We start from the raw sequence: 23,604 nt of genomic DNA on the forward strand, positions 1-23,604 counted from the left end.
AACGCTGAAGCGAGCCGGTTCCCGCTGGCCGTTCCGTGCCACGGCACGTCCGTGTCATCACGGATTTGCTGAGGGACCGTCACTTCCGGTCAGAAGTTCGCGGATCTCGCCGCCGCCGAGCACCCGCCCGCCCTCGAAAGAGAAGTCTCATGAGTCTGACCGACTACGCCGGAATCGCCGGCCTGGTAGCCGCGGCCGTCCTCGCCCTGTGGATGGTCCTGGGCGCCCGAAGCGTCACCAACGCCCGCCACCGGGGGACTCCCAAGCCGGGGCTACCCCGCCTCCGCCGGTGACGCCTTCCGCGCGTTGTAGTAGATAAGCCCGCCGTACGCGTACATCCCGAGGCCGAGAGCGGCCATTCCCACGATGACCAGCCAGGGCCACGGACTCGGCACGTAGAGCGCGAGGAACCAGGACTTGGTGTCCTGGTTGTTGGTCAGCAGGAAGATCGCCGGTACGAGCGCCTGCGGGAACAACGGGATGGCACCGAAGCCGAGACAGAAGCCGGCCGTCGTCCGCTTCCACCTCGGCAGTGCGTCGAGCTGCGCCTTCTTCTTGGTTTCCTCGACGGTTCGGCCGTGCCTGAGCAGGGTCAGCAACTCGGGTCCACGCTGTTCGAGCCGGGTGATGGCGAGCCGGCCGAGGTACCACCACGCCAGTACGCCGGAGAGGATCCCGATCGGGACGCCCCACCACGACCAGTACAGCGCGACAACCAGTGCGGGTGCCGCGGTCACGGACACCAGGACGAGCATCACGTAGACGAGGCCCACGGTCTCGCCCTCGTTCTCACCCGAGTTGAGCGGGTTCCCGGACCGCTTGTGCGCGTCGGTCGTCGGTACGGCGGCCCACACCGAGCAGGCCACGATCAGACCGGCCGCGCCGCCCAGGAGCGCCGGCATCACGCTGAGCACGAGCGGCCAGGCACCGGCGTCGCCTGCCCACCAGGTGAAGAGCACGGTGATCAGGACGGTGAGCGGTCCGAAGACGAGCAGGAACGCGCGCTGGCGTGCCCGCACATCCGGTCCGGCCGATCCGGGCGTCATCAGCGTCGTCCAGAGCGCCGTACCGTCCGCGCCGTACAGGTTGGAGGCCATCGCACCGGCCATGATGACGGCCGCCGGACCGGCCCAGGGCAGCATGTAGGTCGCCTTGAGTGCGAGCGGCATCAGGCAGAAGAAGAGTCCGTAGCTGACCGCGAAGACGGCCTTGTGACCGTAGAGCAGGTCCCGCGTCCACGAGCGGAGTTCCTTGGCTGCGGCCGCGCTGCTCGGTCCGGTGGCGGACAGTGGTCGCCGTATCTTGTGGCTGATGTGGCTGGCGGTGGTACGGCGTACCAGGAGTGCGGACCAGGCGATCAGCATCACAGCGGCGAGCAGGACCAGGCCGGCCAGCGGCACCAGCACTTCGAGCCAATCGCCACGGCCGGCGGCCTCGACCGCGGCCAGACCCCAGCCCGACGGTGCGATGCGCGCAGCAGTGGCCACGGTGCCCTGCAGATCGGTGGAGACGTACGCGACGATCAGCGCCCAGCCCTGGGCCGCGAACGCCAGGATGAACGCGTTGACCACCGCGGCGAGTACGGCACCCGATCGCACCTGCAGCAGTACGCCGTACACAGCGACAGCTAGCCGGGAGGCAAGGATGAAGCAGAACAGCTGCAGTACAAGGGCCGGCAAGGCGATGAGTGCTGCTGCGACGCTCAGCTGCGCACCGGCGACGACCAGACTCAGCAGGGCCACCAGGCTGATCACCGGCGCGACACCGGCGACCGCGGCGACCAGCAGTCCGGTCGACAGAGTGCGCGGCGGCAGCGGCAGCATGCTGAAGTACTCCGGCTTGAGCGTCTCGTCACCGCCACCGGCGAACAGAGGACCGACCACCCAACCGAGCATCCAGATCCCGAGCGCGACGACCAGTCCGTCGTTGTCGCCGCGGGCCGCGACCCAGATCGTGCCACCGGCGAGTACCAGGCCGCAGAACGCACCGGTGCCGATCCAGGAGACCCGGTTCTGGTCCTTGAGCGCATGCCGGAACGAGGACAGCCGCATCCGGACCAGCGTGTGCGAGGTGGTGTAGGTCAGGCCGAGAGCCACGACAGGCCCTCCGCACCCCGGGTCGACGCACCGACCAGCGACACGAACGCGTCCTCCAGGCTGCCACCGGCCTGCACCTCGGAAATGGTGCCCGAGGCAACAACCTTGCCGGCCGCGACGACCGCCACCCGGTCGCACAGCTGCTCGACCAGCGCCATTACGTGACTCGACATCACCACCGAGCCGCCGCCGGCGATGAACCTGTTCAGGATGGTCCGGATGGTCGCCGCCGACACCGGGTCGACCGCCTCGAACGGTTCGTCGAGCACCAGCAGCCGGGGCGCGTGCAGCAGCGCGACGGCCAGGCCGAGCTTCTTCCGCATGCCGGTCGAGTAGCCGATCACCTGCTTCTCGTCCTCGTGATCGAGCTCGAGCACCTCGAGGAGTTCCGTCGTACGCCTCCGGACCTCGTCCTCGGGCAGACCGCGCAGCAGGCCCAGGTACGTCAGCACCTCACGCCCGGTCAGCCGCTCCGGCATCCCGAGCCCGTCCGGCAGCACCCCGACGAGCGCCTTCGCCTTGGTCGGCTCGGCCCACACGTCCACCCCGAAGATCCGCGCCGTGCCCTCATCCGGCCGCAGCAGTCCGACTGCCATCGACAGCGAGGTCGTCTTCCCCGCCCCGTTCGGCCCGAGCATCCCGAAGAACGACCCGGTCGGCACCGACAGGCTCAGCCCGTCGACCGCCCGTTCCTCGCCGAACACCTTGGTCAGCCCGACCAACTCGAACGCCGCACTCTCCATACCGCCAGTTTCCTTCCAGCTCACACCCCTCAAAAGTCAAACTCTGTCACCCAACGGGCGCCTCAGTCGTCATTCCCCGGACCGACCTCCGTTGTCCCCCGCACGGCCTACGTCCTTTCGGACCGGGTCAGAGCGCGGTCTTGTCCCGGGAGCGGGGGTCGTCGACGGCTCGGGTGCGGTAGATGTCGCCCTTCATGGCGGTGGCGCGCCAGGGGCGGGCGTGCCGGAACGGGACAGTCAGGGCGGGGTCGTCGCGGTCCAGGGTGGTGATGGCGAGACCGGAGTTGCCGCTGAGTTGGGCGGCGTACGTGCCTGTGGGCGTGATCAGACCGGACGGCATCAGGTCGACAGTCTGCGCGGGCAGCGACATCGAAACCCAGTAGCAGTTGATCGCGGCGTACGCACGGGCCTTCAGCTCGAAGACCGAATCCACCGGGTACGCCGACAGCAGCAGACACTCGACGCCGAGACGCTCGTACTGACTGAACAGCTGCGGAAAGTTGATCTCGACACAGATCGCGCAGCCGAATCGATAGCCGTCGACGTCGAACACAACCGGGTCGAAGCCAGGACTGTAGAAGTGGTTGATCTCGGTGTTCGAGCAGAAGCGCTTGTCGTACCGGTCGACCAGTTCGCCGGCGTCGGAGATCACGTACAAGCTGTTGTGCGGCCGATGCGGCGGCGTCAACGGATGCGCCGAGCCGAGCACCACCCACAGCCGCAGCTCAGCAGCCAGCGCCATGATCCGCTCGAGCTCGTCGCGGACCACATCCCAGTCAACCTGGGACCAGTCGGCGATCTGCTCCTTCGCATACCCGCTCAACGCACCCTCAGGAAACTGCACCAACCGCGCCCGCCCAGCCGCCGCCTTCCGCATCAACGACCGAACCGTCTTCCCGTTCACCCGCGCGTCCGCACTGATACCCGGCTGCGCCAGCGCAACCCGAATCCCCGTCATCGCCCTACAGTCGCACCCAGCACCAACAGAACCACGCAGCGCCACGGCCCCTCCGGCGATACGCCCGCGCGGGTCGACCACAGCACTTCCGTGGATCCGACCACGAGCCCGCCGCAACCCCGTTGCTCTGAGGGGTTGACCACAGTCCGTCTGGGAATTGAAAAAGTCCCGGTCGTTGACCGGGACTTTGTGCGCGAGGGGGGAGTTGAACCCCCACGCCCTTTCGGGCACACGGACCTGAACCGTGCGCGTCTGCCTATTCCGCCACCCGCGCGCTGGTCGCTCCGACGATGTCGTTCACGACCGAGGAAGACAGTAGCACGGGATCTGGCGGACCTTCACATTGCGGGTTCGGTCGAACCTCCCGATACGATCGATCGTCGTACCCGGTGTGTCCACCGTGACGGTGGACGCGGCGTACGGCGTGCCTGCCTGCTGGGGGCGCCGGACGGCAGGCACGATCGTTGGCACCAGCCGGCGACCGATCGTGGAGGAGGAGGCGTGCGACCGCTGCAGCGCTTCGAGCGACGCCTGGAGGGCATTGTGAGCGGTGTCTTCGCGCGTGCATTCAAGGGCGACGTCGAGCCGATCGAGCTGGCGGCGGCGCTCAAGCGTGAGATCGACAACACCGCGCGGATCCTGTCCAGGGACCGCCGGCTGGTGCCGAACCACTTCACGATCGAGCTCGGCCCGGGCGATTTCGAGCGCCTGAACGCCTACGGCCGGACCCTCAACCACGAACTGGCCAACGAACTGCGCGACCACGCCGACATCCAGCGGTACACGTTCTCCGGCCCGATCGAGATCGAGCTGACCGAGCAGGACGGCCTCCCGACCGGTAAGTTCCGGGTGGTCAGTGCCACCGTCGGTTCTCCGCAACGGCGGTCCCAGCCCTACCCGCAGGAGCCCTACGTGCCGCCGAACGACGGCCCGGTGCTGAGCACCCCGGCCAGCCCACCGCCCCCGCAGCAACAGCAGCCTCGCCGCGGTCACCCCCAGGTGATGCTCGAGGTGAACGGCCGGCGCCGCCCGGTCAACCCGCCCGGCGTGGTCCTCGGCCGCGGTACCGACGCGGACATCCAGATCAACGACCCCGGCGTCTCCCGGCGGCATGCGGAGATCCGGCTGATGCCGGAGGGCCCCGGCGGCATCCGAGTGGTGCTGGTCGATCTGGGCTCCACCAACGGCACCCTGGTGAACGGCCGGCGGACCACCGAGGCCGAGCTGGTCGATGGCTCGACCGTGCGGATCGGCAACACAACCATGACGCTGCGTCTCGCGGACGAGCCGATGGCCCAGCCGCCGAGCAGCGGGTGGTGACTGAGCTTCCATGTCGGAACTGACCCTGACCCTGATCAAACTGGGGTTCCTGGCGCTGCTGTGGATGTTCGTCCTCGCGGTGCTGTCCGTGATCAGGTCCGACCTGTTCGGCGCCAAGGTGGACAGCCGCGCCGCGGCCGCCGTCGTACCGCAGAACTCCCGTACACCGAAGCCCGCCAAGCCGACCAAGAAACGCAAGGGCCTGCCCGGGTCGGTGACGATCGCGGACGGCCCCCAGGCAGGCGTCGGCGCGACCCTGGTCGACGAACCGGTGATCATCGGCCGCGGCTCGGACTGTCAGATCCGGCTCGATGACGACTACTCTTCGACCCGGCACGCCCGGCTGTTCTCTTCCGAGGGACAGTGGTGGGTCGAGGACCTCGGCTCGACCAACGGGACGTACCTGGACGGCCAGCGGGTGACCCGCCCGGTGCCGGCCGAGATCGGCGGCTCGATCCGGATCGGCCGGACGACGCTGAACATCGCGAAGTAGGCCTGCCTCGATGACCCTGTCGCTCGACTACGCAGCACTGTCCGACGTCGGACGGGTGCGCCGCAACAATGAGGACTCGGCGTACGCCGGTCCGCACCTGCTGCTGCTCGCCGACGGGATGGGCGGCGCGGCGGCCGGTGAGGTGGCCAGCGCGGCGGCGGTCCAGGTGATCCGGCGGCTGGACAGCCCGGAGATCAGCGGCGAGGACATGATCGAGGCGCTGGCCGGCGCGGTGCACCGGGCCAACGAGCGGCTGTCCGAGCTGGTCGAGGAAGACCCGGAGCGCGAGGGGATGGGCTCCACCGTCACCGCGCTGATGTTCGACGGGCAGCAGCTCGGGCTGGCTCATCTCGGCGACTCCCGCGCGTACCGGATGCGGGACGGCAAGCTGTACCAGCTGAGCCACGACCATACTTTTGTGCAGTCGCTGGTGGACGAGGGCCGGATCTCCAAGGAGGAGGCCTTCACTCATCCGCACCGCAACCTGATCCTGCGCGTGCTGGACGGCCGGCCCGACTCCGATCCGGACCTGGAGATGCTCGACGTCCGGGCCGGCGACCGGCTGCTGCTGTGCAGTGACGGCCTGCCCGACTACGTGAGCGACGAGGTGATCGCGGCCTCGATGGCCGACGGTACGCCGGACTCTGTGGTCGTCGAGCTGATCACGCACGCTCTGGAAGCCGGGTCGAACGACAACGTCACCTGTGTCGTCGCGGACGTGATCGAGACGCCGCCGGTCAGCGGGGAGGCGCCGCAACTGGTCGGCGCCGCGGCCGAGCTGGCACAAGGCAGCACGGGCCGCGGCGAGCCGACCACGGCAGTCCGGGGTGGCGGCCACGGTGGTGGCAGTCATGCGACCGCGTTGGACCCGGAGGAACTGCGGTACGCCCCGAGACCGCCGAAGCGGTTCCCATGGCTGCGGCGGATCGCCGTACTCGTGGTGATTCTCGGCCTGATCGGTGGCGGCATCTGGTTCGCGTACAGCTGGACCCAGAAGCAGTACTTCGTCGGCACTGACGGCGACTACGTGGCGATCTTCAAGGGTGTGGAAGGCGACCTCCCGGGCCTGACGCTGTCGACGGTGTACGAGCGGCAGACGCTGCAGGTGGACAAGCTGCCGACCTACAGCCGGGAGCAGGTGGAGGCCAACATCCAGGCCGACGACCTGGCCGGGGCACACGCGATCGTCAGCGAACTGCAGCACACCGCGGACGAGTGCGCGCGGGTGAAGCCGACCCCGAGCCCGACACCGCGGCCGACGACACCGCGGCCGAGCACGGCGCCGCCGACCGGCAAGCCCGTGTCCACGCCGCCGAAGCCTCCCGCCACGGTTCCTGTGACCTCACCGTCGACCACGCCGAGTACGCCGGTGGACCCCGATGACTGTGACGGCGTTCGATGAGCATCGCGTCGACGTCGGTCATCCAGATCATCCCGCGCAGCCGGCGCGGGGTGGAGTTGTTCCTGCTCATCATCGCCGTCGGCGTCTCGGTCGCGGCGTACGTGAACATCGGCATCACCGTGCAGGACAAGGTCCCGGCCAGCACCGGGTACTACGCCGCCGGGATCGGCCTGCTCGCCCTGATCGCCCACCTCGCGCTGCGCTACCGGGCGCCGTACGCCGATCCGGTGCTGCTGCCGTGCGCGGTGCTGCTGAACGGGCTCGGCGTGGCGATGATCCACCGCATCGACCTCGGCCTGGCCTCGATCGCCGAGGCGAACGGCCGGACCCCGAAGGCACCGGCCGCGCCGCAGCAGATCACCTGGACCGCGGTCGGCATCGTGCTCTTCCTCGTGGTGATCCTTGTGATCAGAGATCACAGACGCCTGCAGGCACTCACCTACACCGCGGGGCTGGCCGGTCTGGTGCTGCTGGTCCTGCCGCTGATCCCCGGACTCGGCGTGAACCTGAACGGCGCCCGGATCTGGATCCGGCTGGCCGGGATGTCGTTCCAGCCCGGTGAGTTCGCGAAAGTGTGTCTGGTCATCTTCTTCGCCGGCTATCTGGTGGTGAAGCGCGACGTACTGACGCTGGCCGGGCACCGCTTCCTCGGGCTCGACCTGCCGCGGGCACGCGACCTGGGCCCGATCCTGATCGCCTGGGCGGTCAGCCTGGGTGTGCTGGTGTTCGAGAGCGACCTCGGGTCGTCGCTGCTGTTCTTCGGTCTGTTCCTGTTCCTGCTGTACGTTTCCACCGAGCGGGCCGGCTGGCTGATCATCGGCGGCCTGCTGTTCGCGGCCGGTGCGTTCTTCGCCTACCAGATGTTCGGACACGTCCACAAACGAATCCAGGACTGGCTCGACCCGTTCTCGATCGACGGCGGTCAGGTCGCGACCGGGCTGATGGGCCAGGCCTGGGGTGGCGTCCTCGGCCGCGGCCTCGGTCAGGGCCGCCCGGAGATCACGCTGTACGGCCAGAGCGACATGATCATCTCCTCGTTCGCCGAGGAGCTCGGCCTGACCGGGCTGATCGCGATCATCCTGGTCTACACGCTGATCATCGAGCGGGGCCTGCGAACCGCGCTCGGCTGCCGCGACATCTTCGGCAAGCTGATCGCGACCGGTCTGGCGATGTCGTTCGCCCTGCAGATCTTCGTGATCGTCGGCGGCGTCACCGGGCTGATCCCGCTGACCGGTCTGGCCACGCCGTTCATGGCGCTGGGCGGTACGTCGCTGGTCGCGAACTGGGCCATCATCGCGCTGCTGCTGCGGATCAGTGACCAAGCACGCCGGCCGCAGACGCCGGCCGCTCCCGTGTCCGACGAAACGATCGCCATGGCGGTGCAGAAGCAGTGAATTCAGCGATCCGACGACTGGCCGTGGCAGCGATCATCCTGATGCTCGCGCTGATGGCGAACTCGACGTACCTGCAGGCGTTCCGGGCCGGTGAGCTCAACGGCCGCAACGACAACCGCCGGGTGCGCGACTCGCAGTTCTCGGTGAACCGCGGTCCGATCCTGATCGGCAGTACGCCGATCGCCAAGAGCGAGCAGTCGAACGACCGGTTCAAGTTCCAGCGCACCTATCCGGCCGGACCGACGTACGCACCGCTCACCGGGTTCTACTCCTACCTGTACGGCCGTGGCGGGATCGAGCTGACGATGAACTCCGAGCTGAACGGCTCGGACCCGTCGATGGCGTTCCGCCGGATCATCGACGTGATCAGCAACCGCCCGCAGCAGGGCGGCAGCGTGACACTGACCCTGAACGCCGCGGCCCAGCAGGCGGCGTACGCCGGACTGGCCGGCAAGACCGGCGCGGTCGTCGCGCTGGAGCCGAAGACGGGCAAGGTGCTGGCGATGGTGAGCCGGCCGTCGTACGACCCGAACCAGCTGGCCTCGCACGACCTGGACAAGGTCAGCGACGCGTGGAAGAGGCTGAACGCGGACCCGAACAAGCCGCTGTCGAACCGGGCGGCGAAGGAGCTCTACCCGCCGGGCTCGACGTTCAAGCTGGTGACCGCGGCGGCCGCGCTGTCGAGCGGGAAGTACACGCCGGAGACGAAGGTCAACTCGCCGGCAGAGCTGCCGTTGCCGCAGACCACGCAGCCGCTGGTGAACGAGGACCGCCGCAACTGCGGCGGCAGCGACAACGCGACCCTCACGGTGGCGCTGCGCTTGTCGTGCAACACCGCGTTCGGCAGTGTCGGCCTGGACCTCGGTCCGGACGTCCTCCGTGACCAGGCGGCGAAGTTCGGCTTCGGCGAGAAGCAGTTGCCGGAGCTCGGCGCCGTGGCCAGCCAGTTCCCCGGCGACCCGAACCCGCCGCAGACGGCGCAGTCGGCGATCGGCCAGTTCGACGTCCGGGCCACCCCGCTGCAGATGGCGATGGTGTCGGCCGGGATCGCGAACAAGGGCGAGGTGATGAAGCCCTACCTGGTCCAGAACGTGAAGACGGCGGACCTGAAGACGGTGTCGGAGACCAAGCCGGAGTCGCTGCACCAGGCGGTCACGCCGGAGGTCGCCTCCCAGCTGACCACGATGATGATCGATGTCGTGAACAACGGCACCGGCAAGCCGGGCCGGATCAGCGGGGTCCAGGTGGCCGGCAAGACCGGTACGGCGCAGACCTCGCCGGACCGGCCGCCGTTCGCCTGGTTCACCGCGTTCGCGCCGGCCGACGACCCGAAGGTCGCGGTCGCCGTGCTGATCGAGAAGGCGAACATCTCCCGTGACGACATCGCCGGCGGCAAGCTCGCCGCGCCGATCGCGAAGAGCGTCATGGAGGCGGTGCTGAACCAATGAGCACCATACGGAATGATGCCGTGACAGTGCGTCTTTCCCACGGGGATCCACGCGTGGCGGCCGCTACGGTGGGCAAGTCTAGTGAGTGTTTCCGGACGGGTTGGAAGGCTGAGTCATGACATCGCAGGCACGTCTCGTCGGCGGCCGGTACGAAGAGGGCGAACCGCTCGGCCGCGGCGGCATGGCCGATGTGCGCAGGGGCGTCGACAACCGGCTCGGCCGGGCGGTCGCGATCAAGCGGCTCCGGGTCGACCTGGCGAGTGACGCGACCTTCCAGGCCAGGTTCCGGCGTGAGGCGCAGTCGGCGGCCTCGCTGAACCACCCGACCATCGTGTCGGTGTACGACACCGGTGAGGAGCCCGACCCGAACGGCTCTGGCGTCACGATCCCGTACATCGTGATGGAACTGGTGACCGGCAAGACGCTGCGCGACCTGATCCGCGAGGGCCGCAAGATCATGCCGGAGCGGGCGCTGGAGATCACCTCCGGCGTCCTCGAGGCACTGGACTACAGCCACCGGGCCGGCATCGTGCACCGCGACATCAAGCCCGGGAACGTGATGCTGACCCCGCAGGGCCAGGTCAAGGTGATGGACTTCGGCATCGCCCGGGCGGTCGCGGACACCTCGTCCACGATGACCCAGACAGCGGCCGTGATCGGCACCGCGCAGTACCTGTCACCGGAGCAGGCGCGCGGCGAGACCGTGGACGCCCGGTCCGACCTGTACTCGACCGGCTGCCTGCTGTACGAACTGCTCACCGGCCGGCCGCCGTTCGTCGGTGAGTCGCCGGTGTCGGTGGCCTACCAGCATGTCCGGGAGCAGCCGCTGCCGCCTTCGTCGTTCGACCCGGACATCCCGCCGGAGGTCGACGCCGTCGTACTGAAGGCGCTGGCGAAGAGCCGCGAGGAGCGGTACCAGAGCGCGTCTGAGATGCGGCAGGACATCCACCGGGTGCTGGCCGGACAGCAGGTGACCGCGCCGATGGCGTCGGTCGCCGAGACCCGGGCGATCCCGGCGACCGTGGCCGCGACCGCGGCGACGCAGGCGTACCGGCAGGGTCCGGCCGACGACCTGCTGCCGCCCGGCGGCGACCCGGACGACCTCGAGGACTCCCGGTCGCGGCGCAACCGCGGCCTCGCCTACTTCCTCCTCGGCCTGGCCATCGTCGCGATCGCGGTCGGCGCCTACGCGCTGTTCACCAACCTCGGCAAGGACAACGGCGGTACGGCGAACACTCCGCCGGCGAAGGTCCAGGTGCCGGACGTGAGCGGCATGACGGCGACGCAGGCGACCGCGGCGCTGACCGAGAAGGGCCTGAAGTTCGCGCAGGGCCCGAACCAGACGAGTGACACGGTCGGCCGCGGCTTCGCGCTCAGCCAAACGCCGGAGCCGGCCACCCAGGCCGACCCGGGCTCGACCGTCACCGTGGTCTTCTCGTCCGGCCGGGCTGCGTTCCCGGTGCCGGACGTGATCGGCAAGTCCGAGTCGCAGGCCCGCAAGGCGCTGGAGGGCTCGCCCGGGAACTTCAAGGTCAAGGAAGACACGGTCAAGCAGGACAGCGGCGAGAAGGCCGGCACCGTTCTCGCGGTCAGCCCGGATCCGAACGGCACGTACCCGTCCGGCGCCGAGTTCACCCTGACCGTGTCCAGCGGCAAGGAGTTGGTCGAGGTCCCGAACGTCGTCAGCGTGCCGCAGGACGACGCGACCAAGCAGCTGAAGGATCTCGGCTTCCAGGTCGGCTACAAGAACGGCACCGACCCGAACTACGGTCCGGACGCCGTGATCGCGCAGAGCGAGAAGGCCGGCACCAAGATCGCGAAGGGCTCGACGATCACACTGACCGTCAACACGGAGCCCGAGCCGACGGACCCTCCGAGCACCACCCCGTCCACTCCGGAGAGCCCGGGCACGCCGGGGATCACGATCGGCGGCTGACCGCCGTACAACGCACAAAGGCCCCCGCCTCGGCGGGGGCCTTTCGCGTTGGTGTCAGCTGACGACGGGGGCCAAGCCGACCGAGCGGGCGACAGCGTCGGGGTCGCCGCAGATCGCGAGCCAGTTGGCCAGCATCCGGTGGCCGCCTTCGGTGAGCACGGACTCCGGGTGGAACTGGACGCCTTCGACCGGGAGGTCGCGGTGCCGGGCCGCCATGATCACACCGGCGTCGGTCCGGGCCGTCACCTGCAGCTCGTCCGGCACGGTGTCCTCGGCGATCGCGAGCGAGTGGTACCGGGTCGCGGTGAACGGCGACGGCAGTCCGGCGAGCACACCGGCGCCCTCGTGGAACACCTGGCTCGTCTTCCCGTGCAGCAACTCGTCCGCGCGTCCGACCACGCCGCCGTACGCGACTCCGATGGCCTGCAGGCCGAGGCAGACGCCGAAGATCGGCACCTCGCCACCCTTGTCCCGCACGATGTCCACGCAGGCGCCGGCTTCCTCCGGCGTACCGGGGCCGGGCGAGAGCAGGACTCCGTCGTACTCGGTGACCTGGTCAGGGGTGACCTCGTCGTTGCGCAGCACAATGGTCTCGGCCTGCAACTGCTGGAGGTACTGCACCAGGTTGTAGACGAAGGAGTCGTAGTTGTCGACGACAAGGATCCGCGGCATGCGGACCATTGTGACAGCTAGCGGCCGCTGGCCGTCGGGCTGACCGACGGGGTGTGCTCGAACCCGGGCACGGTCGCGCTCTGCAGGTCGAGGGTGCCCTCGTACGCCGGCATCGCGATCGACGACTCGTTCTTCACCTCGTAGCCGAGCTGGAACTTCACCACGTAGTCCTGCAGGTTCTCGATGTACTGCGAGTCGTCGAGCGCCTTCTGCAGCTTCCGCCGATCACCGATCGCCGTGATCTTGTACGGCGGCAGGTAGGGCACACCGTGCAGTACGACGGAGTTCCCGACGCACTTGATCCCGGTGGTGGAGATGACCCGGTGGTTCTGGATCGAGAGCGCGTCGGCACCACCGGCCCACAGCGCGTTCACCACCGCCTGGATGTCCTGCTGGTGGATCACCAACCAGTCAGCGTCGACGTCCGGGTTCTCCTTGACCACCTCGGACGGCGCGTCCTTCAGCGTCACCGTCAGACCTGGACCGGTGACCGGCGTGGTCCCGACCTCCTCGGACAGGTCCTGGAGCTTCGTGGCCAGCGCCGGATCGATCGAACCCTGCTGCTCCTGCAGCTTCTCGATGTCCTGGGTCAGCGCCGCGTGCTGGCGGACCAGACTCGCGCTGCGCCGGCTCTGTTCCTCCACGAGCCCGGCGAGCGTAGTGTTGCGGGAAGGACGCAGGTCGGTGCCTCGGGCGTTGGTGGCGCTGGTCGCGAACAGCAGACCGGCGCACAGCAGCGCCAGGGGTGCCCCCACGCGCCAAAGCGAAATCCGCTTGAACCTACGCACCTGTGATCTCCATGTTGCTGTCTGCACTACGCTAACCCCGGACCGGACCCGACAGGTCCGGGCCTCCTGGCCTCAGAGGTCAGCTTATGCGTCCTTACAAGGAGTTCAGCCGTGCCCGAGTCGAGCAGTCGCAACAAGAAGAAGACCGAGAAGGTCAAGGTCGAGAAGACGCCGAAGAAGCCGCGCACCACCAGCCGCGTGTGGGTCGCGCCGGTGATGCTCGCCTGCTGGCTGCTCGGGCTCGCCTGGCTGGTCGTCTTCTATGTGGCCGGCCAGAGCATTCCGCTGATGGACGACCTGGGCAACTGGAACCTGCTGATCGGCATGGGCCTGATCGCCGTCGGCTTCGTCGTCTCCACCCAGTGGGTCTGACGCACTGATCCCACCGGGTGAACCGGACTTGTCCGGAATCACAGCAGTGGAGTTATCCACATCCATATCCCCAGTTGTGCACACCGTTTTGGCAACGTTGTCCCCAGCTCACCGTCGACTTCTCCACCGAATCCGGCCGAAACTCGGCAAAATCTGTGGATAAGTCAGGTTTGAGTGGATGAGTTTCCACACCGTTCACGTCGGCAGCGGGCGGTTGTCCACCACCTTCTTCATCACGATCGTCGAGGTCAGCCGCTGGACTCCGGGCAGCCGGGCCAGCCGCTCGTCGCGCAGCCGCTGGAACGCGCCGATGTCGGCCGTCGCCACCCGGACGAAGTAGTCCGGCTCCCCGAACAGCCGCTCGGCATGCACCACCTCGGGGATCTCGGCCAGCCCGGACTCGAACCCGGCCACCGACTCCTCCCGGTCCATCGTGACCGCGAGCAGCACCTCGAACCCGCGCCCGACCGCACCCGGATCGATGACGGCCCGGTATCCACTGATCACTCCGGACCGCTCCAGCTCCCGCAGCCGCCGGTGACAGGGCGCCGCGCTCAGCCCGATCCGTTGGGCGAGCTCGGTGACGGTCAGCCGGCCCTCCGCCTGAAGCACCGCAAGGATCTTGCGATCGATCGCGTCCATGGCACAGATCCTAACCGCTGTCCCGCGATGCGAGCATGAATTCGCACGATATCGTCGCCGATTCAGCAGTAATCTTGCGCCATGCTGGATTTCCTGCCCATCCTCGCGGCCTGCTTCGGGATTCCGCAGTACCTGCCGCAACTCCTCAAGCTCCGCGGCACGGGTGACACGGCCGGCGTCTCCTGGTCCTGGGCGACGCTGACGAGTGTGAACAACGCGGCCTGGTTCGCGTACTTCATGGCCTCGGGCTACTGGACCGCGAGCCTGCCGTCCACAGGGGCGGCCATCCTGGCCGGCACCCTCTCGGTGATGCTGGTACGGCGTGGCGCGGTGAACCGCCGCGCGATCGTGTGGATCTGCGGCTGGGTGGGACTGCTCGTGCTCGCGGCGGCCGTCGGTGGACGGATCGGCCTGGGCACCTTGCTCGCCGCCGCCTCGATCGTCCAGGTCACGCCGTCAGTGTGGACGGCGTACCGGACCGCACGCCCGACCGGCATCTCCCAAGGCACGTGGGCCCTGGTGTTCGGCGAACTGTCCTGCTGGTTCGCCTTCGGCCTGTGGAAAACGGACCCTCGCCTGATCACCCTGGGCGCCACCGGCATCCTCGCCAGCCTCCTCATGCTGGCCCGCATTCGCCGCGCCACCCGCGTCCCCTCCGCACCCATCGACCGAATCAAGTCACCGGCGTAGCTTCGACAGTGCGACCTGGGGCGAGACAGGGGAGGTCGCACGATGTTCGTTCAGGTCATTCAGGGGCAGATCACCGATGCCGAGCAGGCGCACACAGCGTTCGACCGGTGGATGGAAGAGCTGGCGCCCGAGGCGACCGGCTGGCTGGGGAGCACCGCCGGGGTCACCGCGGACGGGCGGTTCATCGTGCTGGCCCGGTTCGACTCCGCCGATGCGGCACGGCGGAACAGCGAGTCGCCCGCGCAGGACAAGTGGTGGCACGAGTTCTCGACGCTGCTCACCGGCGGCGCCGTCTTCCACGAGTCCGAGGATGTGACGGTCGACCAGGCCGGCGATCCGAATGCGGCAGGTTTCGTCCAGGTGATCCAGGGACGAGCATCCAACCCCAAGCGAGCCCGGGCGCTGATGGCCGAGCATCCGGAGGAATGGGCTGCCTTCCGGCCGGACATCATCGGCAGTCTGCTCGCGATCCACGACGACGGTGCCTTCACGACCGCGCTGTACTTCACCTCCGAGGCGGAGGCCCGGGAGGGCGAGCGGAAGGAGCCGCCGGCCAGCCTGAAGGCGACGATGGACGAACTGAACTCGCTCGACGCGGAGCAGCCGGTGTTCTTCGATCTCGACCAGCCCTGGCTGTTCTCACCCCGCTGAGCCGGCCGGCTCCACCTCTACGTAGAGATATATGTAGACACGGTCCACCCTCGTACGTATAGTTCTACGTAGGAGGAGTGAGAAGCATGCCCAACAAGACGATCTACGTGTCGGACGACGACCTGCCGCTGTACAAGAAGGCGCAGGAGCTCGCCGGGAACCTGTCCTCGGCGATCTCGATCGCACTGCGCAAGTACGTCGAACTGGAGGAAGGCCGGCTCGAGGGGTACGACGAGATCACCGTGCGGGTCGGCCGGGGGACCGGCCGCAAGCAGCGGTTCTCCGGCGTCCTGCTCGCCGAAGGCGGCCGATCCAGCAAGCACGGCTACGAGGCCTTCAAGGTGTACCGGAGCCGGACCGGCAAGTACGTGCTGCACGCGGACCGCAGCAACCTCTTCACCGTGGGCGCCGACGACGAGCAGTACCTGAGCGGCTGGCGCTCCTGGATCGGCAACTGGAGTACCGACCAGTCCTGGAGCGTGGCCCAGGGCGAGGCCACCCTCGATGTCGTCGACACCATCGAGGAGCTCCGCGAGCTGATCCCCGAGGACCTCTACGAACTGGTCGAGGAAGCCTCGAACCACCCGACGGTGGAGGACCTCGACATCTAGTCCTCATCCCTCTGCGCTGATCCGGCGCCTTCGACGAAGGCCGGCCGGCTGGATCAGCACGCCCTGAATCTCCTCCCACAGACCCTTTCAGCCACTGGGTCAGGTTCACCCTGCCCACTTCACCCGAGGAAGACCCATGTCATCAGCCATCGACGTCCGCGGACTGCGCAAGTCCTACGGCGACAAGCTCGTGCTGGACGGCATCGACCTGAACGTTGCCGAAGGCACCATCTTTGCCCTGCTCGGCCCGAACGGCGCCGGCAAGACCACCGCGGTGCAGATCCTGTCCACCCTGATCGCGGCCGACGCCGGCGAGATCCGGGTCGCCGGGTTCGACCTGCACCAAAAGCCCGAGGACGTCCGGTCCGCGATCGGCGTCACCGGCCAGTTCTCCGCGGTCGACGGCCTGCTCACCGGCCGCGAGAACCTGATCATGATGGCCGACCTGCATCACCTCGGCCGAAGCGAGGGCCGCCTCCGGGCGGACGAACTACTGGAGCGGTTCGACCTCGTCGACGCCGGCTCGAAGATGGCCTCGACGTACTCCGGCGGGATGAAGCGCCGGCTCGACCTGGCGATGACGCTGGTCGGGGATCCACGGATCATCTTCCTGGACGAGCCGACCACCGGCCTTGACCCGCGCAGCCGGCACAGCATGTGGCAACTGATCCGCGAGCTGGTCGCCGGAGGTGTCACCGTCCTCCTCACCACGCAGTACCTGGACGAGGCCGATGAGCTCGCCGACCGGATCGCCGTACTCGATCATGGGCGGCTGGTCGCGCAGGGCACCCCCGAGCAGCTGAAGCGGCTGGTACCGGGCGGGCATGTCCGGCTCCGGTTCACCGCGCCCGACGTGTTCGCCCTTGCGTCCCAGGTCCTGCCGGAGGCGGCGCGGGACGAGGAGGCACTCGTCCTGCAGGTGCCGAACGACGGCAGCGTGCACTCGCTGCGCGCCCTGCTGGCCCGGATCGACGACGCCTCACTCGAGCTCGACGACCTGACCGTCCACACCCCCGACCTGGACGACGTGTTCTTCGCCGTCACCGGTCAGCCCACTGTTGAGACTTCGCACGAGAAGGTGACGACGAAATGAGTTACGCACTGCAGGACACCGCCACCATGCTGCGCCGCAACCTACGGCACGCCCAGCGCTACCCCGGTTTGTCCCTCGGCGCCCTCGCGATGCCGGTGATCATGATCCTGCTGTTCGGCCTCGTCTTCGGCGACACGTTCTCAGCAGGTCTCGGCGGCAGCGGCGGCTTCGACTACATCGACTTCCTCACCCCGGGCATCCTGCTGATGTCGATCGCGTCCGGGACGATGTCTCCCGCGGTGGCCGTCTGCATGGACATGACCGAGGGCATCGTCGCGCGGTTCCGGACGATGGCGATCTTCCGGCCCGCCGTACTGACCGGACATGTGCTGGGCAACGTGCTCGTGACGATCGTCAGCCTGGCGTTGGTGGTCGGCTTCGCCGTCCTGATCGGGTTCCGTCCGAACGCGTCGCCGGGTGACTGGCTACTGGCAGCCGGCCTGCTGATCGCGCTGACCGTCGCGCTGACCTGGTTCGCGATCGCGCTGGGCCTGACCAGCAAGACACCGGAGGCGGCGAGCAACGTCGTCCTGCCGATCTCCCTGCTGCTGCCGTTCCTGAGCAATACCTTCATCCCGCTGGAGTCGATGCCGAGCGGAATCCGCTGGTTCGCCGAGTACCAGCCGTTCACCCCGACCATCAACACCCTGCGGCACCTGCTGCTGGGTACGCCGATGGACAGCGGCGACGGCTGGCTCGCGCTGGCCTGGTGTGCCGCCATCGCCGTGGTCGGCTACTTCTGGGCCCAGAAGAACTACAACAAGGGGACGGTGGCCTAGGACGGTGCGCCGAGCAGGTTCGCCTTCGTGCGGACGTGGGCGGGCACCAGCAGGTCGCAGTCAGGGTTGTTCTCCGGTTCGCCGGCCACGACGTGGAGCGGGATCACGCCAGTCCAATAGGGCAGGTCGAGGTCCTGCTCCTCGTCGTTGGCAGGCCCGGAGCGGGTCTTCACCGAGGCTTCGGTCAGTGAGAGTGCGAGGACCGAGGTCTTCGCGAGTTCCTTGCGGTTCGGCGGGCGGACCGCGGTGGAGCGGCCGGGGACGAGGTGGTCGACAATGCGGTTGAGGGCGCGCAATTTCTCCTCCGGATCGGTCACCAGCCTCGGTACGCCGAAGATCACCGCCGACCGGTAGTTGACCGAGTGGTGGAACGCGGAGCGGGCAAGCACCAGGCCGTCCGCGTGCGTGATGGTCACGCAGATTGTCTGTTGCGGCGCGGCGACCACACTGCGGGCGGCGACCGACCCATGCAGGTACAGCGTCCCGTCGGGTCCCTCATCCAGATCCACGCCGTACGCCGTCGGCAGCACCAGCGGTGCACCGTCGACGACGACACCGAGGTGGCAGAACATGCCGTCGAGGAGTACGTCGTACAGCGCCTGCCGGTCGGTGGCCGCGCGCTCCTTCGAGCGGCGGAGGGCGGTCCGGTCGGTCGGCTGCATCGGCGTGGTGGTCATGTCACCAGAGTCCCGTCCGGAGTGGCATGCTGGCACGGTCCATTCCCGCGCGAATCAGGTAGTCCATTCGTGGAAAGCTCCCTGCCGCTGACCATCGATCGCCGTACCGGTCTGCCGCTGCACCTGCAGTTGGCCGAGCAGTTCCGGGCCGCGATCCTGGACGGCCGACTCCGGTCCGGCCACCGGCTCCCGTCCACCCGCGATCTCGCCCGCGACCTGTCCGTGTCCCGGTCGGTGACTCAGGCGGCGTACGACCAACTCCACGCTGAGGGGTGGATCGAGGGTCGCACGGGTGCCGGGACGTACGTGACGGACGTCGTACCGCTGCAGCCCGCCGTACGGCACCGGGCCGCACCCCAGCCGGATCCGGCGGCCGAGCTGCTCAGCCTGCGCCCCGGCATCCCGTACATCGCACCGACGCCGGACCCTGGCTGGCGACGTGCCTGGCGGGAGGTGTCGACGCAGTCGCCGCCACATGGGTACGACGATGCTGCCGGGCTACCGGAGCTCCGCGCTGCGCTGGCTGACCACGTCGGCCGGGTCCGCGGGATCGCCTGCGGGCCGGAGAACATCCTGATCACCAACGGCACCGTGCACGGCCTTCGGTTGCTGCTCACGGTGACCCGGCGGCCGGGCGACCGGATCGCGATCGAGGACCCCGGCTACCTGAACGCGGTCGTCGCGGCCCGGGACCACCACCTCGACATCGTCGACGTACCGGTGGACGCCGACGGGCTGCAGGTCTCCGCCCTGACCGAGGTGCCGGCCGTCTACGTCACCCCGTCGCACCAGTACCCACTCGGCGGCCGGCTACCCGTTGCCCGACGCAACGAGTTGGTCCGGTGGGCACGCCGCAACGATGCGATGCTGATCGAGGACGACTACGACAGCGAGTTCCGGTACGACGTCGCGCCACTGCCCGCGCTCGCCCAGCTGGACCTGGATCGGGTGGTCCATCTCGGCACGCTCTCCAAGACCATCAGTCCAGCGCTCCGGCTCGGCTGGCTGGTCGCGTCCGACACGATGGTCGATCGCCTGGCCGGCTTCCGCGCCGAGTCCGGCGACTGGCCCGGCTGGCCGATGCAGGCCGCCCTCCTCGCCATGCTCCGCGACGGCTACCTCGACCAGACCGTCCGCAAAGGCCGGCGCCTGTACGCCGAACGCCGCCTCCACACCTGCACAGTCCTCTCGCCGTACGGCGAAATCATCGGCCAGGAGGCGGGCCTCCACATCACCCTGCTCGTCCCCAACTCCCTCAACGACCACCAAATCACCGCCGAAGCCCGCCAAGCCGGCGTAGTAGTAGCCCCCTTGTCGGAGTACCGCCGCTCCACCCCCGGCCCACCCGGCCTAGTCATCGGCTACGCAACCCCCACAACCCCCGACCTCCACCGAGCCCTCGACATCCTGGTAGGCGTACTCGACGGAGCCGGCGTCAGTCCCCGTTGAGTTGGTCCCATTCACGCCCCAGCGGAAGTTGACGGGGGTCGGGGAAGGTGGCGTTGACCACGCTCCCCGCGTCGTCACCCGTAGCCGTCACGGCCTCAGTCATGAGACGGCACGCAGCGGCCGTTCCCTCCGCGGCCGCTACACCCGCCTGCGCCGGCAAGTACCTCCATACACTTGATGCGGGAACGGCTCGAAAGGTTGCGGCCGGTCTCAATCGCCGTTCAACGGGTCGCGAACGAGGGGCGGGCCTGCTACGGGGTGAGTGGGTTGAGTCGGAGTGGTGGTTGTACGACGGGGGTGTCCGCGGGCCACGTGAGTTCGGAGAGCCACATCGTGCGGCCTTTGGGGTCGGTGCCTACCTGGGTTCGGTTCCAGGCGTGGTAGACGAACCAGTCGCGGTTGTCCTTGTGGATGACCATGTTGTGACCTGGTCCGGCGGCGTCGGGGGAGGACGAGAGGATGGGGTCGTCGGACTTCGTGCAGGGGCCGATGGGGGATGAGCAGCGGGCATGGCCGACGGCGTACGCCGCCTTGTCGAAGGCGTTGGCCGAGTAGAAGAGATGGAAGACGCCAGATCGTTCGACCATGTACGGCGCTTCGACCAACGCACCCTCCCACGGGAGGTCCTGCTTGATCAGCCGGTGCACCGGACCGGTCAAACTCAGACCGTCGGCCGACAGCTCCGACGCGTAGATCCACGTGTCGACACCGATCGCGTTGCCGTCGTTCTTCCAGTACAGCCAGCGCCTCCCGGTCGAGTCCTGGAACGGCGACGCGTCGATCGAACCGCCCTCGTCTGCCTGACAGATCAACGGCTCAGACGATTTGTCGACATATGGACCTGTCGCCTCGGACGCGACTGCGACCCCGATGCACTGCCGGCCGGAGGCAGTCCCGCGCGTCGTGTAGTACATGACGTACCGATCGGGCCCGTGCACCGAAACCTCCGGCGCCCAGACCCGACCCGGCGACGACCAATCCGGCAACGACGGCAGAGCATCGCCGACCTGCTCCCACGCCACCAGGTCGGCAGACTTCAGCGTCTGCACGTTCCCCAACGGCCCATTGGTCGCGAAGGCGTAGAAGCCGTTGCCCACCGCAATGATGGCGGGGTCGGCGAAGCTGCCGTCGTAGACCGGATTGGTGAATCCCACGTGTCTCCTTACTTGCTCTCGTAGAAACGCAGGTAGTCGAACGTCGCCACCGGCGCCGGGTTCGCACCGGTGAACTCACCATGCGCATACAGCCCGAGCTTCGGCGTCTGCCCCGCGGGCAGTACCCACGACGCGCCCCACGTCCAGCTCTTCCCATCGACGGAAGTCCCGGCACGGTAGACGTTCTCACCCGCAGCGTTCTTGCTGTACGCGATCCGCAGCCACAGTGTCGACGCCGACCGCCCGATCGCCGCCGCACCGTACGTCGTCGCACCGTCCGACGGTCGCGCCACCAACTCGCGCCCGTACTCCGTCTGCCGTGTCTTCCAGATCGAGACGGAGCCCAGCCGCGCGAAGTCGTTGTCGTTCAGGTAGACGATCATCCCGGCCTGCTGATAGTTGCGTACGTCGTTCGCACCGAGATCGAGATGCAGCTTGGTCTCGGCGATCCAACTGTCCCCGGCCGGCGTCCTGTGGAACAGCAACCCGGCGTTGTTCCCACTGCCGACCATGTCCGCGTTCTCCAACGGCCACGACAGCTTGCCATCAGCAACAACCGCGTTGGCGTCCTCACGCAGCCACGACCAGTCGTCACCCAGGTCCGCGGAGAAGTCGTCTCCGGACAACAGCTTCCCGGTCCGCGGTACGTCGGCCATCCGTCGTACCGGCTCTGCCACCGGACGGACGGTCAGGTTGTCCACCTCGGCCGACCCGAGCCACCGCACCGGAGCAGCGCGAAGCTGCAGACCGGGTACGGCGAGTTGTGCCTCGGCGTACACGTCACCGAGGCCGGCGTCGTTCACGCGAGCGGTGACAGTCGTACCGGAGACCTGCACGCTCAGCTTGTTCCACTGCGACCGGTCGAAGTCGGCCGGCAGTGCGGCCGACGCGCTCTGGTGACCTGCCACAAGGGTCACCTTGCCACCCGACACAGTGGCGACGACCTCGTTGCCGAGCACGGTGGTGAACGAGTTCCCCAGCCGTACGTCGACCTCCACACGGAGCGAACCACCCGGCGCCGACTGGCGGGTCTGCGCGGCACCGGAGACCGACGCCGTCGGTCCGCCCAAAGCGTCACCGGGCTGTCGACTGGAACCGAGCACACCACCAGCCGGGTCGGTCGAGTCGATCCCGAGTCCGGACCCGGTCGTCGGCGCGGGCACCGGGCCCTCGGACGGCCCGAGCCCCGCGCGGGTCCGCGGCCAACCGTCGATCCAGTCGATCCGGTCGATGAGCATCGGCCGCCGGTTGACCCCGAGCGGGTTGGTCAGCCACGGCGTACCGCGGTCGATCGCGTGGTAGACGATGTGGTCCTGGCCGGCCGCGTCGGTGATGAACGCGTGGTGGCCGGGTCCGATCCACCGGTTCCCGTTCTGCGTGATGACCGTCGTACCGCCGACGTGTGAGTCGGTCAGTGCGACACCGTCCTTGTCGAGGAACGGGCCGCGCGGTGAGCGGGACCGGCCGGCGAAGACCGAGTAGCCCGTGGTCGGGCCGGCGCAGCAGTTCATCGACGAGCCCATGAAGTAGTACCAGCCGTCGCGGTAGACGACGTACGAACCCTCGTAGCGGTCGCCGATGGTCACCTGGGTCGGCGCACCGACCGAGTGCAGGCCGTCCGGCGACAGTTCGGTGACGGAGATGCCGCCGTTGAAGCCGCCGTAGTACAGGTATCGCTTGCCGTCTGCGGCGGTCAGCAGAGCCGGGTCGATCGTGCCGAGGAAGCCGCCGTTGCCATCCGGTCTCGGCGCGACGACCGGTCCGTCGGTAGCGGTCCACGGTCCGGCCGGGGTCGGGGCGGTGGCCACGCCGATCGCGGGATCGCCGCCGGCATTGGCCGTGGTGTCGGTGACGGTGAAGTACATGACGTACCGGCCGCCGAAGTAGCGGATGTCCGGCGCCCAGAAGAACGATCCGGGCGCGGCCCAGGCCGGCTTGGTCGCGTCGGTGAAGACGGTGCCCAGGTACTCCCAGGAACCGAAGTCCTTGGTGCGGGCCATGTGCATCAGGCCGAACGGGCCACCTCCGACCAGCGGGTCGGAGGTGGCGTAGGCGTACCAGTAGCCGTCCCGGCCCTGGATGATCGACGGATCGGCGAACGTGTCGGCGAAGCTGGACGTGATCGGGTTGGTCGTCTTCACCGCGGGGTCGGGTGCGGCGGTGGCGGCCGTCGTACCGGCGGCCAGGGCAGCCACAGCGCAGACTGCGGCGAGGAATCTTCTCGGAGGCACGGGCG

At 68.3% G+C, this 23,604-nt stretch carries 23 protein-coding genes and 1 tRNA gene; 14 read left to right on the forward strand and 10 right to left on the reverse strand.

Annotated features, from left to right (window positions below):
• The first annotated feature begins 149 nt into the window (after window positions 1–149).
• The gene (locus AB0I34_RS02100; RefSeq protein WP_360437880.1) at window positions 150–293 is read left to right on the forward strand and encodes a hypothetical protein; all 144 of its coding nucleotides are present in this window, start codon (window positions 150–152) and stop codon (window positions 291–293) included.
• Here AB0I34_RS02100 and AB0I34_RS02105 read toward each other — a convergent pair.
• The 4 genes from AB0I34_RS02105 to AB0I34_RS02120 form a co-directional block, all read right to left on the reverse strand.
• Window positions 273–2,096, reverse strand: coding sequence for a hypothetical protein (locus AB0I34_RS02105; RefSeq protein WP_360437882.1), 1,824 nt, complete (start codon window positions 2,094–2,096; stop codon window positions 273–275). The genes AB0I34_RS02100 and AB0I34_RS02105 overlap by 21 nt on opposite strands.
• Window positions 2,081–2,839 carry an ABC transporter ATP-binding protein gene (locus tag AB0I34_RS02110; RefSeq protein ID WP_360437885.1) on the reverse strand — a complete coding sequence of 253 codons (759 nt, stop codon included), beginning with the start codon at window positions 2,837–2,839 and terminating at the stop codon, window positions 2,081–2,083. Before AB0I34_RS02110 ends, AB0I34_RS02105 begins: the two co-directional genes overlap by 16 nt.
• Window positions 2,840–2,966: 127 nt before the next feature.
• A complete protein-coding gene (locus AB0I34_RS02115; RefSeq protein ID WP_360437888.1) occupies window positions 2,967–3,797 on the reverse strand; it encodes a carbon-nitrogen hydrolase family protein in 831 nt (276 codons plus the stop codon).
• A 190-nt stretch (window positions 3,798–3,987) separates the two neighbouring features.
• Window positions 3,988–4,071 (reverse strand) — tRNA-Leu (locus AB0I34_RS02120).
• Between the two features lie 227 nt (window positions 4,072–4,298).
• Here AB0I34_RS02120 and AB0I34_RS02125 point away from each other — a divergent pair.
• The 6 genes from AB0I34_RS02125 to pknB all read left to right on the forward strand — a co-directional run bounded on the left by AB0I34_RS02125 (window position 4,299) and on the right by pknB (window position 11,790).
• Window positions 4,299–5,117 carry a DUF3662 and FHA domain-containing protein gene (locus AB0I34_RS02125; protein WP_360437891.1) on the forward strand — a complete coding sequence of 273 codons (819 nt, stop codon included), beginning with the start codon at window positions 4,299–4,301 and terminating at the stop codon, window positions 5,115–5,117.
• A 10-nt stretch (window positions 5,118–5,127) separates the two neighbouring features.
• Window positions 5,128–5,610, forward strand: a complete 483-nt coding sequence (locus tag AB0I34_RS02130) for an FHA domain-containing protein (protein ID WP_360437894.1) — start codon at window positions 5,128–5,130, stop codon at window positions 5,608–5,610.
• Between the two features lie 10 nt (window positions 5,611–5,620).
• Window positions 5,621–7,012, forward strand: a complete 1,392-nt coding sequence (locus tag AB0I34_RS02135; protein ID WP_360437897.1) for a protein phosphatase 2C domain-containing protein — start codon at window positions 5,621–5,623, stop codon at window positions 7,010–7,012.
• Entirely contained in the window at window positions 7,009–8,406 is a 1,398-nt protein-coding gene (locus tag AB0I34_RS02140) for an FtsW/RodA/SpoVE family cell cycle protein (protein ID WP_360437900.1), read from the forward strand. Before AB0I34_RS02135 ends, AB0I34_RS02140 begins: the two co-directional genes overlap by 4 nt.
• On the forward strand, window positions 8,403–9,854 hold the full coding sequence (locus AB0I34_RS02145) for a penicillin-binding transpeptidase domain-containing protein (protein ID WP_360437903.1): 1,452 nt from the start codon (window positions 8,403–8,405) through the stop codon (window positions 9,852–9,854). The genes AB0I34_RS02140 and AB0I34_RS02145 overlap by 4 nt, the downstream gene beginning before the upstream one ends.
• Window positions 9,855–9,969: 115 nt before the next feature.
• Complete coding sequence (gene pknB, locus AB0I34_RS02150; RefSeq protein ID WP_360437906.1) at window positions 9,970–11,790, forward strand: Stk1 family PASTA domain-containing Ser/Thr kinase; 1,821 nt, start codon at window positions 9,970–9,972, stop codon at window positions 11,788–11,790.
• A gap of 54 nt (window positions 11,791–11,844) precedes the next feature.
• Here pknB and AB0I34_RS02155 read toward each other — a convergent pair whose 3' ends face one another.
• The gene (locus AB0I34_RS02155) at window positions 11,845–12,462 is read right to left on the reverse strand and encodes an aminodeoxychorismate/anthranilate synthase component II (RefSeq protein ID WP_360437909.1); all 618 of its coding nucleotides are present in this window, start codon (window positions 12,460–12,462) and stop codon (window positions 11,845–11,847) included.
• 17 nt (window positions 12,463–12,479) lie between these two features.
• Window positions 12,480–13,217 (reverse strand): DUF881 domain-containing protein, encoded by a 738-nt coding sequence (locus AB0I34_RS02160; RefSeq protein WP_360437912.1) that lies wholly within the window; start codon window positions 13,215–13,217, stop codon window positions 12,480–12,482.
• Between the two features lie 144 nt (window positions 13,218–13,361).
• On the opposite strand from AB0I34_RS02160, the gene AB0I34_RS02165 reads away from it, so the two are divergent.
• Window positions 13,362–13,622, forward strand: a complete 261-nt coding sequence (locus tag AB0I34_RS02165; protein WP_360437914.1) for a cell division protein CrgA — start codon at window positions 13,362–13,364, stop codon at window positions 13,620–13,622.
• Window positions 13,623–13,817: 195 nt separating this feature from the next.
• Here the strand turns inward: AB0I34_RS02165 and AB0I34_RS02170 are convergent, their stop codons facing one another.
• Window positions 13,818–14,264, reverse strand: coding sequence for an Lrp/AsnC family transcriptional regulator (locus tag AB0I34_RS02170; RefSeq protein ID WP_131362217.1), 447 nt, complete (start codon window positions 14,262–14,264; stop codon window positions 13,818–13,820).
• Between the two features lie 81 nt (window positions 14,265–14,345).
• Between AB0I34_RS02170 and AB0I34_RS02175 the strand changes: the two genes are divergently transcribed.
• The 5 genes from AB0I34_RS02175 to AB0I34_RS02195 all read left to right on the forward strand — a co-directional run bounded on the left by AB0I34_RS02175 (window position 14,346) and on the right by AB0I34_RS02195 (window position 18,088).
• Window positions 14,346–14,954, forward strand: a complete 609-nt coding sequence (locus AB0I34_RS02175) for a hypothetical protein (RefSeq protein ID WP_360437918.1) — start codon at window positions 14,346–14,348, stop codon at window positions 14,952–14,954.
• Window positions 14,955–14,996: 42 nt separating this feature from the next.
• Entirely contained in the window at window positions 14,997–15,605 is a 609-nt protein-coding gene (locus AB0I34_RS02180) for a hypothetical protein (RefSeq protein WP_360437921.1), read from the forward strand.
• A gap of 86 nt (window positions 15,606–15,691) precedes the next feature.
• Window positions 15,692–16,216, forward strand: coding sequence for an EXLDI protein (locus AB0I34_RS02185; protein ID WP_360437924.1), 525 nt, complete (start codon window positions 15,692–15,694; stop codon window positions 16,214–16,216).
• Window positions 16,217–16,352: 136 nt separating this feature from the next.
• The gene (locus AB0I34_RS02190; RefSeq protein ID WP_360437927.1) at window positions 16,353–17,309 is read left to right on the forward strand and encodes an ATP-binding cassette domain-containing protein; all 957 of its coding nucleotides are present in this window, start codon (window positions 16,353–16,355) and stop codon (window positions 17,307–17,309) included.
• The gene (locus tag AB0I34_RS02195; RefSeq protein WP_360437929.1) at window positions 17,306–18,088 is read left to right on the forward strand and encodes an ABC transporter permease; all 783 of its coding nucleotides are present in this window, start codon (window positions 17,306–17,308) and stop codon (window positions 18,086–18,088) included. The genes AB0I34_RS02190 and AB0I34_RS02195 overlap by 4 nt, the downstream gene beginning before the upstream one ends.
• Here the strand turns inward: AB0I34_RS02195 and AB0I34_RS02200 are convergent.
• Window positions 18,085–18,765: a pyridoxamine 5'-phosphate oxidase family protein gene (locus AB0I34_RS02200; RefSeq protein WP_360437932.1), complete on the reverse strand. Its 681-nt coding sequence runs from the start codon at window positions 18,763–18,765 to the stop codon at window positions 18,085–18,087. The two genes, AB0I34_RS02195 and AB0I34_RS02200, sit on opposite strands and share 4 nt — an antisense overlap.
• A gap of 69 nt (window positions 18,766–18,834) precedes the next feature.
• Here AB0I34_RS02200 and AB0I34_RS02205 point away from each other — a divergent pair, with 69 nt between their 5' ends.
• Window positions 18,835–20,214, forward strand: a complete 1,380-nt coding sequence (locus AB0I34_RS02205; RefSeq protein WP_360437935.1) for a PLP-dependent aminotransferase family protein — start codon at window positions 18,835–18,837, stop codon at window positions 20,212–20,214.
• A 251-nt stretch (window positions 20,215–20,465) separates the two neighbouring features.
• Here the strand turns inward: AB0I34_RS02205 and AB0I34_RS02210 are convergent, their stop codons facing one another.
• Both AB0I34_RS02210 and AB0I34_RS02215 read right to left on the reverse strand, forming a co-directional pair.
• A complete protein-coding gene (locus AB0I34_RS02210; RefSeq protein WP_360437938.1) occupies window positions 20,466–21,368 on the reverse strand; it encodes a glycoside hydrolase family 43 protein in 903 nt (300 codons plus the stop codon).
• A gap of 8 nt (window positions 21,369–21,376) precedes the next feature.
• Entirely contained in the window at window positions 21,377–23,599 is a 2,223-nt protein-coding gene (locus AB0I34_RS02215) for a family 43 glycosylhydrolase (RefSeq protein WP_360437941.1), read from the reverse strand.
• Between the last annotated feature and the right edge of the window lie 5 nt (window positions 23,600–23,604).

This window comes from Kribbella sp. NPDC050281, from assembly GCF_040655855.1.
In the GTDB taxonomy this organism is placed as follows: Bacteria; Actinomycetota; Actinomycetes; order Propionibacteriales; family Kribbellaceae; genus Kribbella.

Bases quoted from the DNA above. Each gene is read 5' to 3' on its own strand.
- AB0I34_RS02100 (WP_360437880.1), top strand. From the start codon at position 150: ATGAGTCTGACCGACTACGCCGGAATCGCCGGCCTGGTAGCCGCGGCC.
- AB0I34_RS02110 (WP_360437885.1), bottom strand. From the start codon at position 2,839: ATGGAGAGTGCGGCGTTCGAGTTGGTCGGGCTGACCAAGGTGTTCGGC.
- AB0I34_RS02115 (WP_360437888.1), bottom strand. From the start codon at position 3,797: ATGACGGGGATTCGGGTTGCGCTGGCGCAGCCGGGTATCAGTGCGGAC.
- AB0I34_RS02130 (WP_360437894.1), top strand. From the start codon at position 5,128: ATGTCGGAACTGACCCTGACCCTGATCAAACTGGGGTTCCTGGCGCTG.
- AB0I34_RS02135 (WP_360437897.1), top strand. From the start codon at position 5,621: ATGACCCTGTCGCTCGACTACGCAGCACTGTCCGACGTCGGACGGGTG.
- AB0I34_RS02140 (WP_360437900.1), top strand. From the start codon at position 7,009: ATGAGCATCGCGTCGACGTCGGTCATCCAGATCATCCCGCGCAGCCGG.
- pknB (WP_360437906.1), top strand. From the start codon at position 9,970: ATGACATCGCAGGCACGTCTCGTCGGCGGCCGGTACGAAGAGGGCGAA.
- AB0I34_RS02155 (WP_360437909.1), bottom strand. From the start codon at position 12,462: ATGCCGCGGATCCTTGTCGTCGACAACTACGACTCCTTCGTCTACAAC.
- AB0I34_RS02170 (WP_131362217.1), bottom strand. From the start codon at position 14,264: ATGGACGCGATCGATCGCAAGATCCTTGCGGTGCTTCAGGCGGAGGGC.
- AB0I34_RS02175 (WP_360437918.1), top strand. From the start codon at position 14,346: ATGCTGGATTTCCTGCCCATCCTCGCGGCCTGCTTCGGGATTCCGCAG.
- AB0I34_RS02180 (WP_360437921.1), top strand. From the start codon at position 14,997: ATGTTCGTTCAGGTCATTCAGGGGCAGATCACCGATGCCGAGCAGGCG.
- AB0I34_RS02185 (WP_360437924.1), top strand. From the start codon at position 15,692: ATGCCCAACAAGACGATCTACGTGTCGGACGACGACCTGCCGCTGTAC.
- AB0I34_RS02190 (WP_360437927.1), top strand. From the start codon at position 16,353: ATGTCATCAGCCATCGACGTCCGCGGACTGCGCAAGTCCTACGGCGAC.
- AB0I34_RS02195 (WP_360437929.1), top strand. From the start codon at position 17,306: ATGAGTTACGCACTGCAGGACACCGCCACCATGCTGCGCCGCAACCTA.
- AB0I34_RS02200 (WP_360437932.1), bottom strand. From the start codon at position 18,765: ATGACCACCACGCCGATGCAGCCGACCGACCGGACCGCCCTCCGCCGC.